Below are 16,631 nucleotides of genomic sequence, written 5' to 3' on the forward strand. Positions count from 1 at the left end.
TTAAAGACATTAAAAATAATGATGCAAAAAATATGGTTTCCTTCTAAAGTTTTTGACTTAGGAAAAGAAAATACAATTGATACGCTTCATATCAATAACTTTAATAACAATGATATCAGTATTCCTTTATTTTCAATATTCTTATCTAACAATAACCAGGATTGGGTATGTTATTATACACAACCCAGTCATCATTGGGATAATCCAACCGAATTTGATATTCATTTAAGTAAAAAGGTTCAAGCACAGTATATTAAATTTCAATTAAATTCTAAAGGCAATTTAGATAAATTGGAAATAACACTGGACAATAACCACATCGACAATAATGAAGAAATAATAAATATCTCCTCTTTTATAGAAAAAACAAAAAAAGAGGCAGCTAATAGCAGGGTGGTTATTAGTACATTATTCAATGAATCTGATGATTATTTAATGTTATATATTAATAACTTTCTTTTTTTTACACCAGAAAATGTTATTTTAATATTAAATTTTCCACATAATAGACCCATTCCTAAGGCTGCTTTAACAATTAGTGACCGTATTATCATCATTAATGGAGGATTTAAAAGACACAAATGGGGAAATACTCTATTATTAGGACATCTTGAAACGTTGGAATACGCAAAAAATAATCTTGTTTTTGACTACTTTTGTACAATGGCTTCAAATAGTCTTTTTGTAAGACACCTTACAATATCCTCCATACTAAATCAATTGAATCAAAAAACTTTAACTCCAATTGCCTCACAAAGATCTTACGATTATGATGTTGATCTTGACGCTGAAATCACTACTAATCATGGCACTTGGATGTGGCATCACTATAAATCTCTTCCCCAATTAAAAGAACATATCATTAATGAAATCGGACTTACCCGTATTTCAGCAACCCAAATCGAGGGATTATTTGCCCATAAAAAGGATTGGTTTTTAATTCTTGAAAAAGTTGAAGAGATAAAAAACTTGGCACCTTTTTTATCCTCTCATTTTTTCGTTGCACTTGAAGAAGTCATTCCTATTTCCATTTTCAACCAGTTCGGCTCTGGATATTATACTCATATCTGTTTTATGTTATGGACAAAACCTAACTATTTAATAGAAATCAAGGAAATTTTATCTATAGGATCACAATTACCAGATCATATTTCATCCATTAAATGGTTTCCGAGAGATTGTTATGCATCAACAACCTTGGCTGTTTGTACATCATGGGGAAGACAATTAATTGGACTAGAAAAAAAAGAAAGATTGCCTAACAAATTACAAGCTTCAATCATCCTTAATGATTTTTTGCAAGCCATTAAATCCAGAATACAGACATTGCCACTGACTGAAAAATGGAAACCGGATAAAAAAAAATTGGCTTTAGATTTTCACTGGAATTATAATAATTATCCAGTGGAACGACAAAGATTTTATTTAGATATAGGTCAGCCCTTCACAGATTCAGAAGATCCAGAAACAGGACCTGCACACTTATTTTTTGAAAATACAAATCACCTTGTTGATTTATCCCTTTTTCTCATCGAGAAAAAAAATACCTGTAATATTTTACGCTATTTTTGTCTCTCCTTTGATGCCCAGAAAAAAACTTTGGTTTCTAATATTTCCGAATTGGAGGGATATTTGTATTTATCATCACAGCAAAAGAATAAATCAATAAAAATCTCAATCGATAAAAATAAGATGAATAACTATCATCATTATCAAAAATTATTTGAACGTTTTGTAGAACATACAAATATTGAAGGGCCTCATAATTATTTTGTAAGAAATTGGGATTTAAAGGAAGAAAATGAAAATAAAATAGATTACTATTTTCTTAATTGCCAATGTATTGGTACCCCAATTATTTCAAACAATTTAATTGAAGTTGAAATGTCAATTTTTTAACATTTATATATAATTTTATACATATTAATAATGAATTGAATATTTATATGAAACGTTTGGTTTTCGACCTTGATGATACCTTAACTATTAATACTTCGGGTGTTTCTTATGCTGACAAACTCCCGAATCTACCAGTTGTTCAAAAATTAAGGGAATACAAGAAACAAGGATTTGAAATTATTATTCAAACAGCCAGAAATATGTATACTTATAACTGTGATATTGGAAAGATTAATGCCAATACTTTACCAATTATCATTGAATGGTTAAAAAAACATGAAATTCCATATGATGAAATTTATGTAGGAAAACCATGGTGTGGAAAAGAGGGATTTTATATTGATGATCGTGCCATACGACCGTCTGAATTCATTTCAATGTCTTTTGATGAAATTACAAAATTAATTGAAACAAAAAAATGACTTCATCTTGCGTAAATATTATCACTTCTGCTGCATATGTGAATCAAGAACTGGCAGCCGAATTTGGTTTAATTCCCCCTTCCTTTCTACCTTTGGGAACGGGAAGATTATTTGAAATACAGGTTAAAAATTTTAGAAAAAACTTAATTGAAAATTCACTAATCTATCTGACTTTGCCTGATAGCTTTATTGTTACTCCCTATGATCAACATGCTTTAAAAGAAAAAGGTGTAGTAATCGTTTCTGTCCCGGATGACATGTCTCTAGGAAATTCCCTAGTATATACGATTAATGTCATCAATGCATACAATTCGAACATACGTATTTTACACGGTGATACAATTCTTGATGATATTCCTCAAGAAATGGATATTATTGCAAGTTATCCTGATGGTGACGATTATTCTTGGGCAGTTATCAATCAAGCTGATGATAAATATATTAAAAATCTTGAAACCATCAAATCAACCAAAGATGAAAATAATTACCGTCCAGTAGCTTGTGGCTATTTTTCTTTCTCAAAGGGGAATGAACTGATCAAGTCCTTATGTCAAGCACGTGGAAATTTTATTGAGGGAATAAACTTATATAACAAACATCAGCCCTTAAAAATAAAAGCTATTAAAAACTGGTATGACTTTGGACATATTCAGACTTATTTTCAATCAAGACGTTTGGTTACAACTGCAAGGGCCTTTAATTCACTCCAAATTACCTCAAATACAGTTAAAAAAATTTCTTTTGATTCTTTTAAGATGCTTGCTGAAGCAGAGTGGTTGGAATCAACTCCACCAAATCTAAAACCCTTCACCGCTCGTCTTTTCGAATACGGACAAGATAATGACAAAACATTCTATTCCACTGAATATCAATACACACCAACGCTAGCTGAATTATTCGTATTTTCAGATATTGGAAAAGCTACATGGAACAAAATTCTGGCCTCTTGTACTGATTTCCTGAATTTATGCGCAAAACAAAAAGGTAAAAAAAAGCGGGACGATTACACTGCACATTTAGTAGGTAACAAAACCTTTGAACGTTTGAAACTCTTTTCAAATCAAACAGGTTTTAATATCATGCATGACCTCGTTTTCAATGGTAATAAATATCCATCATTATTAACTATTGCAAATAATTTGTCAGATTTTATTACAAAAAATCCTGAAGAATTATGTACAATCATGCATGGCGATTTTTGTTTCAGTAACATTTTATATAATTCACGCAATCGTCGTATTACAGTGATTGATCCAAGAGGATATGTATTTCCCCATATAAAGGAAAAATATGGTGATTTACGTTATGATATGGCCAAGCTATCCCATTCAATTAACGGGTTATATGACTTTATCATAACAGGACGCTATAATCTTATTAACAATAATCAATATGATTTCGAACTAAAATTTGATTTATCATCTTCCCATAAATGGCTACAGACATATTTTAATAAAATAAATATTGCAAATATTACGGTTTCAAGCAAAGAAATCCAAGCTATGACCATAGCATTATTTTTGTCGATGTTACCTTTACATGCTGATCGCCCTGATCGACAAAAAGCATTTATTGCAAATGCCTTACGTTTATATTCGATATTTGAAAGAAAAGATTAATGATAGTTATTCCAATGGCGGGACTGTCCAGCCGTTTTTCAAAAGCAGGATATACGCAACCTAAATACATGTTGCCTTTAAATGGAAAAACAGTTTTTGCCCATTCAGTTGAAAGTTTCAAAGCATATTTCCAAGATACTCCATTTCTGTTCATTGCCCGTTCAACTATGAATACGGAAAATTTTATACAAACTGAAATTGACAAGCTTGGTATCAAAAAAGCAAATATAGTCATTCTAGATCATCCAACCGCTGGACAGGCAGAAACTGTAGAATATGGAATTCACAAAGCCGGACTTGAAAATAACATGGCACTGACAATATTCAATATTGATACCTTTAGAAGGGATTTTCATTTTCCCCAACAAGAATGGTTTAAACATTCTGACGGATATCTAGAAGTATTTAAGGGTAATGGTGAAAACTGGTCTTACGTGGAACCAGATTCTGAAAGTCAAGAGCCTATCGCGCTAAGAACCGCAGAAAAAAAACCAATATCCGATTTATGTTGTAACGGTCTTTATCACTTCAAGAAATCCGAAGATTTCCTATATGCTCTTCAACAAGAAAGAAAAACGCCTTCTACATCCGAATTATATATAGCGCCTTTATATAATTATTTAATTCAAAATAATAAAAAAATTCACTATAAACTTGTTAATAAAGATTGCATAACATTCTGTGGAATTCCCGCGGAATATGAAGCTTTATGCAAAAACTCTTAGCTTTGATATAAAACTGGACTAATGTCCAGTTAACCAATCATCTCTTGAATTGATAAACCTTTCTCCAAAATTTTTCTGTCATGATTTTTGGAACCACTTGTCTATATTCTCTTTTTAATTTTTTGAATCTAACAGCAAATTGAATCATCAATTTCAAACCTAAAAACAATTCGGAAAAAAATTTTTTTTTATTATATATCGCTACATAACCTTTATTATATTCACTTGAATAATATAATATATTCCTCTCTAGAAATATTTCATATGGAAAATGTTTTATTTCCTTTTTACTCAGAATAAGTCTGTCTCTAATAAAAAAATCAGGAAGAAAAAAACCATTGAAGGTCATAATAATAATGATTTTTTTCAATATAGGAAAACGAACTTGCCTGATACTTGGTTTTAGTTGATCTATATCAACATCATCCATTTTCTCTGCCGACAATACATTCGAAATGACAGGATATATATCCGTTAAGGATAAATAGCGTGTCCAGAATTCTGGACCTCGCATAACATGTTGCAAAGCAATGCTAGTAGCTCGGGCAGAAGCATAACGATAGGTTAAAATGGAAATAAATATCCAACGTATATAACGCCAGACATAAATCCATAAAGAACAATCTGAATATATCAAAGCCAAAGCAAAATTGGCCCTTACGCTTAAATATCGGGGTAAGGGGCCATCCTTGTAACGGAAATCCTCTCCAAAAACACATATGCCATTCACAGTAATAATATTGAAATGATTCATTAATCCGAAAAGCATATCATCTCCCTTAACAAAAAAAGGAAATGGAAAATAATTTACATCTTCAATCTTAAAGGCAAAATGCCACCAAGCACCATATTCAATTTTCTTTTTATCTAAATCAGTCGCTATAATTGTTTCAAATTTCGATATATCAAGACCACAATATAGCTGTATCAAGCTTAAGGGCTTATACTGGGCACCCTTCTCATGAATGATTGTCGATTCTTTTTCATATAACATGGTTCCAGCTATTGCCAATCGCTCCACGACTGAATATTGCAATAATCTGAAAGTCTTGATTATAGATTCAATTTCACAACTGGCATCATCATCCATAAAAAGACAATGTGTATAATGATGATCTTTCAAATACAGTAATCCGCGTGTAAATCCCCCGGATCCTCCATAATTGAGATTAGAAATAACAATCGCCTCCCCTGCCTCTTCTGAAGAAACATCTCGAGAATTATCTACAATAATAAGATCAATGTTGTTTTTAAAAGATTCATTAGATAAAAGCTGCGTTTCTATCCGCCGAATGGCAGGGATCAGATATTTTTTACGATTATAGTGCGTAATAACTATTCCTAATTTTACATAGTTAACAGGATCTGTTTTGGTGCAAAAAGAACCACCCTGTATGAAACATTCGCCCTTTGTATCTATTGTAAAATGAAGAATGCCTTGTTTTTTCAATAAAAATGAGCAATCAATGCAAAAACAATTTTGATCTTTATTTAAATAAACTTGTTTTTCAATAACACGCTTTGATGAAGAAGGCTGGTAATTTTTGTCTGTCAACCAGAACCTCAATACAAATTCACCTTTTCCCTGTAACTGAAAATGAAGATCTTTGAGTTGGCAATATTTACGCCATGTATTTAAGGAAAAATAATTGAAATATGTTCCAAAAGAAATTCTGCAATTTTTTTCAAGAATAATTCCATCATTTTCCGATAACGGTTGTATACCGCCTTTTTGAATATCAAAATATAATTTTTCTGAAATATCTGATAAATGATTATTAAAAAGCAGATTTTGAAGAACATACATATAATATCGGACCCGCTTTCATCTAATGATTGATCTAAACACTTACCTTATTTTAGCAATATTTTCTAATAAAATATGATAATCTAATAATTAATCAGAAATCCAATATTTGATATTATTAATACATTATGCAAACGCCCTCCCAAGACAATTACCCTTACGATCAACCATCAGAATTTCGATTTTAAAAATCACGGGATCAAGCGTTTCTTTTACAACTGCCAGTGCCTTTTCTGCAATAAAATCAGCCAGTGGCAACCGTTTTACATGACAGTTCCTGAAAACCCCCAGGGCAGTATTAGCCAGCCTGACCTTCTCAACAAAACTATCCTCCGCCCCCAATTCCGCAACCCATTCTGCCAATTGTGCAAAATCTACCTGTGAACGGCCAGAATGAAGATCCAGATGACCTTGTGCCAATTTTGTAAATTTGGCAACGCCTCCTGCCAAGGTTAGCCATTGAACTGGATGTGTTTTTAGATATTTCAGAACTCCCCCGACAAAATCACCCATTTCAATAAAGGCGGATTCGGGCAGTGTATAAATTTTTTTAGCCGTTTCTTCAGATACATTCCCGACAGAGGCAATCAGATGCGTCAAATTTGCAGCCCGTGCCACATCTATCCCGCGATGAATGCTCGCGATCCATGCTGCGCAAGAAAACGGTACAACAATGCCTGTTGTTCCTAAAATCGATAATCCACCCATAATACCCAGTCTTGGATTCATCGTTTTTTTTGCAAGCTCCTCTCCATTCACAACGCTTATTTCCACCTCTACATCAGGGGAAGGAAATACCTCGTTCAATGCATACCGGATCATTTGACGAGGTACTGGATTGATTGCAGGCTGACCAACAGGCAATTGTAATCCCGGTTTAGTAATTGTCCCCACACCTTTTCCTGCCTTGAAAACAATTCCACGATCAATGGACAAGATTGTTATTCTTACACGGATTTCCGCTCCGTGGGTAACATCAGGATCATCCCCCGCATCTTTGATAACCGAGGCAATGGCACAGTGCCGATCCAGAATTTTGTGATTAAAAATCCTAAATGAAACCTTTTTCCCCTGTGGAAGAGTAATTGTAACACGATCCGAAAAAAAACCACGTTTTAAAGCCAAATAAGCCGCTTTTGCAGCTGCTGTCGCACAAGCCCCCGTTGTCCAACCATATTTTAATTTTTTGACATGTTCCAATATTCCTCCTTTTCACGAAATAGTAATTTTTTTAATTTAATTCTAAATCAGGGAAAATTGATCTATGATTGCTATTCTTCAAATGGCTTGTATTTTACAGGTTATTTCAATCATCAATAAACTTTTTTTCATTCAAGTTCAAATATTTATATGAACAATCAACCGCATTCTATCAAAGCATTTATGATCGCCGCTCCCAAATCGGCAAGTGGAAAAACAACCATTACCCTAGGATTATTAAATGCTTTACGCCGTAAAAACATACATGTTCGTGCGGCAAAATCAGGACCAGATTATATCGATCCCGCCTTTCACGCCATCGCAACGCAAAACACATCCTTTAATTTAGATAGCTGGGCCATGCCTTTTCCTTTACTTGACCATTTATTTAATGCCTCAACAAAAAGCGCAGAATTATTCATCATTGAATCCTCAATGGGGTTTTTGGACGGCATCGAAAATGAAGAAGGCAAAAGAGGATGTGGAGCCGATCTGGCAATACGCTACAAGATTCCAATCATATTGGTTCTGGATATTACTGGTCAGGCGCAATCGGCCGCTGCTATTGCCTATGGTTTCGCCAATATAAACCCGAAATTCAAGATTCTCGGTGTAATTTTAAATAATGTGGCATCCCCCCGTCATTATCAAAATACCAAAGCTGCCTTTGACCGGATTAATATTCCGATATTGGGCAGTGTTCCCCGTAATTCAAAACTTCATTTACCGACAAGGCATCTGGGATTAATTCAAGCCGAAGAACATGAGGATCTGGATAATCACCTTGATTTTCTGGCTGATTTTATTGAAGAAAATATAGATCTAAATAAATTATTGTCATATATTCCTCAGCTTTCCATCCCATCAGACAATTCAATTATTGCCCTACCACCCCTTGGTCAAAGAATAGCAATTGCAAGAGATCTCGCTTTCAGTTTCATTTATCCCCATATTCTTGATGGATGGCATCGGCAGGGAGCTTCCATCCATTTTTTTTCTCCACTGCAAGATGAGGCACCATCAGAAAAATGTGATAGTTGCTGGCTACCAGGAGGATATCCAGAGCTATATGCGGAAAAAATTGCCAATGCCAATCAGTTTTTACAGGGTTTACAAAACTTTGCCCAAACTAAAACTGTGCATGGTGAATGCGGGGGATATATGGTTATGGGGAAAAGCCTCATTGACAAAAACGGGCAAGCACATAGAATGAGTGGGCTACTCAGCCATAGCTGCAGTTATGCAAAACCTAAAATTCATTTAGGATATCGTATAGCGAGGTTACCTAACCAAAACGGGGATCTTACAATATATGGTCATGAATTTCATTACGCAACCCTTTCAGATCCAGGATCTGACCAGCCATATGCTTTACTGAGCGATGGAACAGACAATTATCTTGGCCCGGAAGGTGGAAGACGTAATAAAGTTACAGGCTGTTTTTTCCATAGTATTGCATTAAAATCATGAAACACTTTAAGTCTATTACCGAATTAAGAAAATTGTGCCTTGTACTGCCCGAAAAGGATAAAAAAGCTGAACAGGCCACTTTTATCCGCCAGAATAACCTTTTAAAACCTCCTGGCAGTTTAGGAGAACTTGAAAATCTGGTTGCATGGCTAGCATCCTGGCAAAAAAAAGAAATGCCCAGCCTCGATAAGGTATGTATCATGATTTTTGCTGGAAACCACGGCATTACCGACGAAAGTGTCACACCCTACAGTGCTGTCGTTACGGAATTGATGGTCACCCAGATCGAACAGGGACATGCAGCCATTAATCAGCTGGCAAAAACTGCGGGAGCAGAACTGCGAATTATCCCTCTAAATCATTTTGAGAAAACCAAAAACTTCTGTCATGAAGCGGCCATGTCAGAACATGATTTCATTAAGGCAGTCGAGACGGGATATAATGCCGTAACACCCAATATCAATCTGCTTTGTTTAGGGGAAGTTGGAATTGGCAATACAACAATAGCTGCCGCTTTGAGTGCCGCCCTGTTTGGTGGAAATGGCGCCCAATGGGTCAGCAAAGGCACAAGTCAATCGCCTGAATATATCCAGAACAAACAACGTGTTGTTGATAAGGCTCTAGCCAAACATCAGGATATTCTCGATGACCCACTTGAAATTTGCCGACACTTTGGTGGATATGAAGAAGCGGCTTTGTTGGGGGCCACTTTGGCTGCTCGTTATCTCAATATTCCGGTATTATTAGATGGTTTTGTTTGCACCAGCGCTGTTGCTGCATTGCAAAAGCTAAACCCGTCAGGTCTTGATCATGCAAAAATCAGCCATCTTTCTGCAGAAAAAGGGCATTTGTTATTGGCCGGAAACCTGAACCAATATCCTTTGATAGCCTTTAATATGCGATTGGGAGAAGGCAGCGGATGCGCAATAACCATTCCAATTCTTCAAGGTGCCCTAGCCTGTTATAAAGGTATGTCCACCTATGATGAGGCCGGATTACCTTCTCCTAAATGATTTTTCTTTTCGTAAGGAAAGTCATAACTGATTTTTTCAGTAGTCTTTCCTTTTTTTCACGATTGCCAATTCATTATATTTATAATGATTTTCATTTCTTTTCATTTGCCAGATCCATATGGATTTGGCCATTTATTTCCGCTTTTATCGGTGGACTTGAAGGATGTTTTATTTATACCCTTTCTTTCACCACTCTATCTTCGTCAATTATCGCCTTTTCAGCATTAGGATTTCATCTATTGCTAACCGGCTGTTTACACGAGGATGGATTGGCAGATTGTGCAGATGGATTTGGTGGCGGACATAATATTGATCAAAAATTGACCATTATGAAAGATAGCCGTTTAGGCACATACGGGGTTCTAACATTATTAATTGTACTCGGAATACAAATCACCTCCGTGATCTCTCTAATGACACTTCATCAGAAAATTATTCCGCTTTTAACAGCCATTGCGGTTTTATCCAGATCATCCATGTTGATCCCCGTTTTTATCCTTTCCCCTGTTCAATCAAAAAGTATGGCCAGTCAGCTTGATCATATTCCATTTATTCCCAGTTTCATTCATTTCACCGTAACGATAAGCATATGTCTCTATCTCTTAAACTGGAAATTTACAATCTTGTATCTTTTGGTTTCCTTTATAACCGGTTTTTTATTCAGCTTGATTATCAACAACCATATTAAAAGATATAACGGGGATTGCCTGGGCGCTGTTCAGGTATTATCCACAACCGCTTTACTCGTTACAAGCAATTTGTTGTTTATCTAAAGCATGTTTTGAAAAAGTAAATAATTCAATTCGACCAAAATCTGGTAATGGACCTAACAGTTCAATTGATTTTTCTAACGCAATCTGCCTTAAAAGCCGTAAAGGGCCACCATGTGAGACAATCAAAATATTTTGACCCTTTTTTTTAATTTCATGCCAAATTTCAATAACCCTAGCAAGAAGTAACCGACCTGTTTCCCCTTCCGGAATCTGCCAATCCCAAGGATTTTCTGCCCAGGCATCAATGAATTCCTTGGGGATTTCATCCCATTTTTTTCCTTCCCATAAACCGAAATTCAATTCAATCAAGCGCCTATCTTCCTGATATGGAATCTGATATTGCAATGCAATGGCACGGGCCAACTTGAGACAACGTGACAAAGGGGAAGTATAAATCTGATCAATTGCAAACCCTTCTGGAATCGAAACATATTGTTCCCATCCATTTCGTAAAGGTATATCTGAATGCCCGTAACATATGCCAGCAGGAATCTGAACAGGTGGATGACGCATTAAACCAATCTGGAAATGATCATTTATGCTCATAATAATGAATCAACCTGTCCTTTCATTCATCAAAATCATTAAGATCCTGTTGAAAATTTTTTTTCTGTTCTTCTCTGCTCCAACGCCCCAATATCACATCCCATAACGCACAGATTATGGAATACATTACCAGTAAAACAATACAGGTTGATAAGAAAATAATTGCTGCCGCCATATTCTTTTCCTTTCTTACCAACCTGCCATCAGAAAATTTAATAAAAAAATTAATGTATTCTATTCTTTAAACTATAATCCAGATTGTCATAAAATCCGACCGTTTGTAAACTATACGTTTTTTTTACATGAAATAGAATTCTTAATTTTCAAACCACATTGTTATTATGGTAAATTTTCCTTAATATATGGCGGGAGACAAAAAGATGCCATATGAACATCTGGAGACCAGTACCGTGTCAATCCTTCAAGTTTTGCCACCTTTGCTCGTTGCTTAATTATATCAACTGTTTGATTGGTTGGATTTTCTTTTTTTCCTGCAATCCCTAGCGTCATAAATCCACCCACATAGGTTGGAACCGCAGCGACATAAGCCGATACATATGAAAAGAATTTTTTACGACGCAAACTAGTTTCCCGCAATTCCTCGGCTTGCATAAACGGAACACCACATTGATTCACAATCAGGCCGTCTCCAGTTAAAATTCTGGCTGCATTTCGATAAAAATCATCCGTAAATAAAACTTCACCAACACCAATTGGATCAGTGCTATCCACAATTATAACATCAAAACTTTCCTTTGGCGCATCGGCAACATACTGGATACCATCCCCAATAATCACTTCCGCACGTGGATCATTCCAGCAATCTTTTGAAATTTCAGGCAGAAATTCCTTGGACAGAGCGATAACATCCCCATCAATCTCCACCATAACCGCCTTTTCAACTGTTTGATGCTGTAAAACCCGACGTAAAACCCCACCATCTCCAGCACCAATAATCAGAACACGCTTTGCATTGCCATGTATCAACAAGGGAACATGAACAAGCATTTCCTGATATACAAATTCATCTTTTTCAGTAATCTGGGTCACGCCATCTAGGAATAAAACCTTGCCATATTCTTCATTTTCAATAATACGTATATCCTGAAATAAAGATTTTTTATGCACGATTTCCCTATCAGCACGGAAGCTCTGTTTCCAGGCCGGATACAACGTTTCATCAACCCATTTAAAAGACATTAAATTCTGCTTTCACCTTTATTGAATGACAAAAAAAACTGGACAATATTCTTTTGTCCAGTGTTTGTTACTGCTATAGAAATATCGTTTTTCTATAAATTTTCTTTCCCACGCCTCTGTTCGTCCAGTACAATTCTTTCAGGTTTAAAGAAATGTTGTAAAACAGGAATGGCAAGATACGGATCACAAGAACCACACATGAAAATGTCCAGAGCAGCAAAATTCCGTTCTGGCCAGGTATGAATGGAAATATGGCTTTCCGCCAAAACAACAACACCAGAAACCCCACCATTCGGTGAAAAATGATGAAAATGACTGTGTAATATCGTGGCCCCAGCTACAACAGCAGCTTCACACAAGATGCGATCAATCTCTTCTGGATTATCCAGATTGGTTGCATCCCACAAATCAACAAGAAGATGCGTTCCTGCAAAACGCATACCATCTTTAACAATAAAATAATCTTTACGATCTTCCATATTTTCTGAAAAATCAATTGAAACCTGGTTATTTCTCGGAGTTTCCGAGACCATCCCCAGTTGAGCAAGTCCGTTCATCACGTACCCCTAAACCAGTAGACGGCCTGTTGGGCAATATGCCCCCTTGGGCCAAAGAATAAAGTGAAACTAGAACATACATAAACTTCAATCAGAAACGAACCCTGTTCTAGTAATCAAACAGAATTTGTCCTAATCAATAATATATCATATATTCCGCGAAATAACGACCACCGTTATATTTAGGTTAGTATATGACCCCTTCACTGACGAATCTCAAGTTTTTTTTTATATTTTTTCAAAAAAATATATTTTTTACATTTTTAGACTCAAAATCTTGTTTTTATTAATTTACCCACTATTTTTTAAAATTTATTTTTTTTACTTGGCGAAATAGTTACTCGCTATTATAAAGCTCTAATAAAAGTAATTTAGGCTACTTTATTATTCCATATCTATAGCAGGTGCATAATGAATACGTTACCGCTTGATAAAAACTATCGCCCTTCTGAAGATGAGGAATTCATGAATCCTCGTCAGCTTGCATATTTTAAAAAGAAATTGGAAGATTGGCGGGATTCTCTTTTGCAAAATTCAACTGAGGCCCTTAATCATCTCTCAGAAGACAAAAATGTTGATATTGATCTCAATGACCGGGCCAGTTCTGAAACAGACCGCGCAATTGAGCTGCGTACTCATGACCGGGCCAGAAAACTGCTTGCAAAAATCAATAACGCACTTCAGAAAATTGAAGATGGTTCTTATGGCTATTGTGAGGTAACAGGAGAACCCATCAGTTTGAAGCGGCTAGAGGCCCGCCCCATCGCCACTCTTTCCATTGAAGCTCAAGAACAACATGAGAGAAAGGAACGCGTTTATCGAGATGACCAACCAATTGACTAAACCATGACTTATTTTCCATTTCAATTAAATAAATGGAAAATAAATTTCATATATTATCCAATAATCGTACACTTCCCAGTTTTACCGCTGCAATAAGACGTGCATTATCATTCCACTTGGTTATTTTCTGTAGAGAATTTCCATCAACCGCACAAAAATAATCCACTTTAAACTCTTTTTTTTCCAATGCCTCTATTGCGTTTGATAAAATAAGTGAAATATTACCTCCACTTTTTAACTTTAGATAAGCCTCTTGTAATATTTTATACAAAAACGGTGCTCGCGAACGCTCTTCACTCGTAAGAAAACGATTCCTGGATGATTTTGCAAGACCATCTTTTTCACGCACGATTGGCACATTCACCAAAGTAACAGGTAAAAGCAAATCCTTTACCATTCTGTGAATCACCTGAATTTGTTGCCAATCCTTTTCCCCAAAGCAGGCAAATTTAGGTTTGACTAAAGAAAACAATCGATAAACAACGGTTGCAACGCCTGAAAAATGACCTTTACGCAATGCACCTTCCCATTGTAAAGCTGGTCCACCTATCTCAATACGCGTGTCAAAACCTCTTGGATAGATATCCTCGACTTTTGGAAACCACACTATATCGACCTGATTTTGTTCAAGCAAATGAACATCCTCTTTTTCAAGTTTAGGATATCGAAGAAAATCCTCTTTCTGATCAAATTGTAAAGGATTGACAAAAACACTTACAATGCAATGTTTGGCTATTTTCTTGGCTTTCTTTACCAAAGCAAGATGACCCTCATGTAAAGCTCCCATCGTTGGAACAAAGGATACATCAATCATGTCCAAATGCCCTCTCTCCCTTAAAAACTCGTTCAAATCATGGGTAATAATCATATCTTCCCCTATTTCCCTGGTATATTTATGTAATACGTTTTTTAATAATAATTTTAAAATTCATGACAGTTTAGTCAGGATAACAACGATTCCTTTCCTTATCGTAAAATGAAGATGTTTTAAAGCCACAGTTTGTTTTGAATAACATTATTTACGAAAGAAAAATCATTTCAAAAAGACTAATTATCAGAGATAATATATTCATTTCTTAATCTTTTTAACATTCAAGATGATTTATTAAAATGATCCGTAAAATTATCTCGGTTTTTTTCCTTACGTTTCTTGTCGCCTGTGGTGGACCACCAAATAACCCCCGTATAACACCAACTCAACAAACAGCATCATCGCAAAAACCGGTCGGATATTATTATAATGACCGTGTTCCAGATTTTGCAGTTAGAAATTATGAACCTTTTTCCCGCCAGGAAGTAGTAGCGTTAACTTTACGCGAATGGCGCGTATTTAACCAACCCATTGCCGATGAAGATCCCCTTCAGCGTCCTGAACCAACAAGTCCGGATGTAAAGGCTGAACGTTCATCTGGTTTATGGCAACGGGTGGGTGAATATTGGTGGATCGGTATGGATCCCGGCATGAAAGAAGGAAGTTATACTGGAAAACATAATAGTAATGGAACCGTTTTCAACTTTATCAACGATGGAAATTATGCCTGGTCCGCGGCTTTTATCTCTTATATCATGAGAATTGCAGGTGCAAATGACCGTTTCCCCTATTCACCCAATCATTCAACCTATATTAATGCAGCCGCTTCTGGAACATCTCCTGTCTTAAGGGGGCATGATCCAGCCACTTATGCACCAAAACTGGGTGACATGATTTGTACCGCCAGAGGTAAAAGCCGGAACACTATCCGTTTTAATACACTTCCCACAACATACGGATTTCCTGCACATTGCGGTATTGTCGTTATGACAAACCAGAACATGCAACCTTTTGGCAAGGAAATCAGTATTATTGGCGGCAACGTAAATGATTCCGTTGCATTGACCCATGTACCTGTTGACACTCAGGGCATGATATCCAATGCAAATGGTGAAAGCTATGACTATCGTTATCCCTGGTGTATTGTCATTGAAATCGTATATGATGCAGAGGCAAGCCCTTCTACAAATATGTGAAAATTATTTAAGATTTTTTCGTGAAAGGTAAATTATCTGCTAGCCAACCAGCAATTGTCCCCCTTACTCCATTGACATTTGCTGGCCCTTCAAAACCTTCTTTTATATTATAAACATTTTTATAGCCTTCATCTTTTGCCAAGATTGCAGCGATTCGACTTCGTCCTCCCATAAGACATAAGAATAATAAAGGCCGATCTAATTGCGTTACGGTTTTTTTCAACTTCCGTATGAAATTCACATTTCTATTTCCCATCCTGTCTTGTAGGCTAATCTTAATAACTTCCTTGCCTAGAGATGATAACTCTGGATAGCCGACCTGTTCCCACTCCTCCGGCGTTCTTACATCAATTAACAGAGCCTGCCCATCCTTTTTTAACAAATCCCAAGCCTCTTTAGGCTTTATTTCTGGTATCATGATAATCTATCCTCTACTTTAATTTAATTGATTTTCACTATAAAATGGTTTCCAAAAGAAAAAACATCATTACTCAAAGTTTTGTTAATAAATAATATTTGCCTTTAATCACGTTATCTATTCTGACCAGAT

17 protein-coding genes are annotated in these 16,631 nt (G+C 35.8%); 9 read left to right on the forward strand and 8 right to left on the reverse strand.

Features of this window, described 5'->3' with window-relative positions; translation table 11 throughout:
* Window positions 1-18 precede the first annotated feature (18 nt).
* The 4 genes from GN303_RS07485 to GN303_RS07500 are packed head-to-tail and all read left to right on the forward strand — an operon-like array spanning window position 19 to window position 4,665.
* A complete protein-coding gene (locus GN303_RS07485; protein WP_110438530.1) occupies window positions 19-1,899 on the forward strand; it encodes a discoidin domain-containing protein in 1,881 nt (626 codons plus the stop codon).
* A 47-nt stretch (window positions 1,900-1,946) separates the two neighbouring features.
* A complete protein-coding gene (locus GN303_RS07490) occupies window positions 1,947-2,321 on the forward strand; it encodes an HAD-IIIC family phosphatase (RefSeq protein ID WP_110438531.1) in 375 nt (124 codons plus the stop codon).
* Window positions 2,318-3,940 carry a capsular biosynthesis protein gene (locus GN303_RS07495; protein WP_110438532.1) on the forward strand — a complete coding sequence of 541 codons (1,623 nt, stop codon included), beginning with the start codon at window positions 2,318-2,320 and terminating at the stop codon, window positions 3,938-3,940. The genes GN303_RS07490 and GN303_RS07495 overlap by 4 nt, the downstream gene beginning before the upstream one ends.
* On the forward strand, window positions 3,940-4,665 hold the full coding sequence (locus tag GN303_RS07500) for a glycosyltransferase family 2 protein (protein WP_110438533.1): 726 nt from the start codon (window positions 3,940-3,942) through the stop codon (window positions 4,663-4,665). Before GN303_RS07495 ends, GN303_RS07500 begins: the two co-directional genes overlap by 1 nt.
* A gap of 37 nt (window positions 4,666-4,702) precedes the next feature.
* Here GN303_RS07500 and GN303_RS07505 read toward each other — a convergent pair whose 3' ends face one another.
* The gene (locus GN303_RS07505) at window positions 4,703-6,472 is read right to left on the reverse strand and encodes a glycosyltransferase family 2 protein (protein ID WP_110438534.1); all 1,770 of its coding nucleotides are present in this window, start codon (window positions 6,470-6,472) and stop codon (window positions 4,703-4,705) included.
* A gap of 126 nt (window positions 6,473-6,598) precedes the next feature.
* Complete coding sequence (locus GN303_RS07510) at window positions 6,599-7,675, reverse strand: cobalt-precorrin-5B (C(1))-methyltransferase (protein WP_110438535.1); 1,077 nt, start codon at window positions 7,673-7,675, stop codon at window positions 6,599-6,601.
* A gap of 147 nt (window positions 7,676-7,822) precedes the next feature.
* Between GN303_RS07510 and GN303_RS07515 the strand changes: the two genes are divergently transcribed.
* The 3 genes from GN303_RS07515 to GN303_RS07525 are packed head-to-tail and all read left to right on the forward strand — an operon-like array spanning window position 7,823 to window position 10,928.
* Window positions 7,823-9,142 (forward strand): cobyrinate a,c-diamide synthase, encoded by a 1,320-nt coding sequence (locus GN303_RS07515; RefSeq protein ID WP_110438536.1) that lies wholly within the window; start codon window positions 7,823-7,825, stop codon window positions 9,140-9,142.
* On the forward strand, window positions 9,139-10,155 hold the full coding sequence (locus GN303_RS07520) for a nicotinate-nucleotide--dimethylbenzimidazole phosphoribosyltransferase (protein WP_110438537.1): 1,017 nt from the start codon (window positions 9,139-9,141) through the stop codon (window positions 10,153-10,155). The genes GN303_RS07515 and GN303_RS07520 overlap by 4 nt, the downstream gene beginning before the upstream one ends.
* Complete coding sequence (locus GN303_RS07525) at window positions 10,152-10,928, forward strand: adenosylcobinamide-GDP ribazoletransferase (protein WP_110438538.1); 777 nt, start codon at window positions 10,152-10,154, stop codon at window positions 10,926-10,928. The genes GN303_RS07520 and GN303_RS07525 overlap by 4 nt, the downstream gene beginning before the upstream one ends.
* Here the strand turns inward: GN303_RS07525 and GN303_RS07530 are convergent.
* From GN303_RS07530 to speD, 4 genes are all read right to left on the reverse strand, one after another.
* The gene (locus GN303_RS07530; RefSeq protein WP_110438539.1) at window positions 10,896-11,474 is read right to left on the reverse strand and encodes a histidine phosphatase family protein; all 579 of its coding nucleotides are present in this window, start codon (window positions 11,472-11,474) and stop codon (window positions 10,896-10,898) included. The genes GN303_RS07525 and GN303_RS07530 overlap by 33 nt on opposite strands.
* A 22-nt stretch (window positions 11,475-11,496) precedes the next feature.
* Window positions 11,497-11,649, reverse strand: coding sequence for a hypothetical protein (locus tag GN303_RS07535; RefSeq protein ID WP_155565898.1), 153 nt, complete (start codon window positions 11,647-11,649; stop codon window positions 11,497-11,499).
* A 164-nt stretch (window positions 11,650-11,813) separates the two neighbouring features.
* Window positions 11,814-12,674, reverse strand: a complete 861-nt coding sequence (gene speE, locus GN303_RS07540) for a polyamine aminopropyltransferase (RefSeq protein ID WP_110438540.1) — start codon at window positions 12,672-12,674, stop codon at window positions 11,814-11,816.
* Between the two features lie 92 nt (window positions 12,675-12,766).
* Window positions 12,767-13,231, reverse strand: coding sequence for an adenosylmethionine decarboxylase (gene speD, locus GN303_RS07545; RefSeq protein WP_110438541.1), 465 nt, complete (start codon window positions 13,229-13,231; stop codon window positions 12,767-12,769).
* 411 nt (window positions 13,232-13,642) lie between these two features.
* Between speD and dksA the strand changes: the two genes are divergently transcribed.
* Window positions 13,643-14,074, forward strand: coding sequence for an RNA polymerase-binding protein DksA (gene dksA / locus GN303_RS07550; RefSeq protein WP_110438542.1), 432 nt, complete (start codon window positions 13,643-13,645; stop codon window positions 14,072-14,074).
* 46 nt (window positions 14,075-14,120) lie between these two features.
* Here the strand turns inward: dksA and panC are convergent, their stop codons facing one another.
* Window positions 14,121-14,942, reverse strand: coding sequence for a pantoate--beta-alanine ligase (gene panC, locus GN303_RS07555; RefSeq protein ID WP_110438543.1), 822 nt, complete (start codon window positions 14,940-14,942; stop codon window positions 14,121-14,123).
* Between the two features lie 242 nt (window positions 14,943-15,184).
* Here panC and GN303_RS07560 point away from each other — a divergent pair, with 242 nt between their 5' ends.
* Window positions 15,185-16,081: a DUF2272 domain-containing protein gene (locus tag GN303_RS07560; RefSeq protein ID WP_110438544.1), complete on the forward strand. Its 897-nt coding sequence runs from the start codon at window positions 15,185-15,187 to the stop codon at window positions 16,079-16,081.
* 7 nt (window positions 16,082-16,088) lie between these two features.
* On the opposite strand, the gene GN303_RS07565 is transcribed toward GN303_RS07560, so the two are convergent.
* Window positions 16,089-16,499 (reverse strand): rhodanese-like domain-containing protein, encoded by a 411-nt coding sequence (locus GN303_RS07565; protein WP_110438545.1) that lies wholly within the window; start codon window positions 16,497-16,499, stop codon window positions 16,089-16,091.
* Window positions 16,500-16,631 lie beyond the last annotated feature (132 nt).

The organism is Commensalibacter melissae (assembly GCF_009734185.1).
Lineage (GTDB): Bacteria > Pseudomonadota > Alphaproteobacteria > Acetobacterales > Acetobacteraceae > Commensalibacter > Commensalibacter melissae.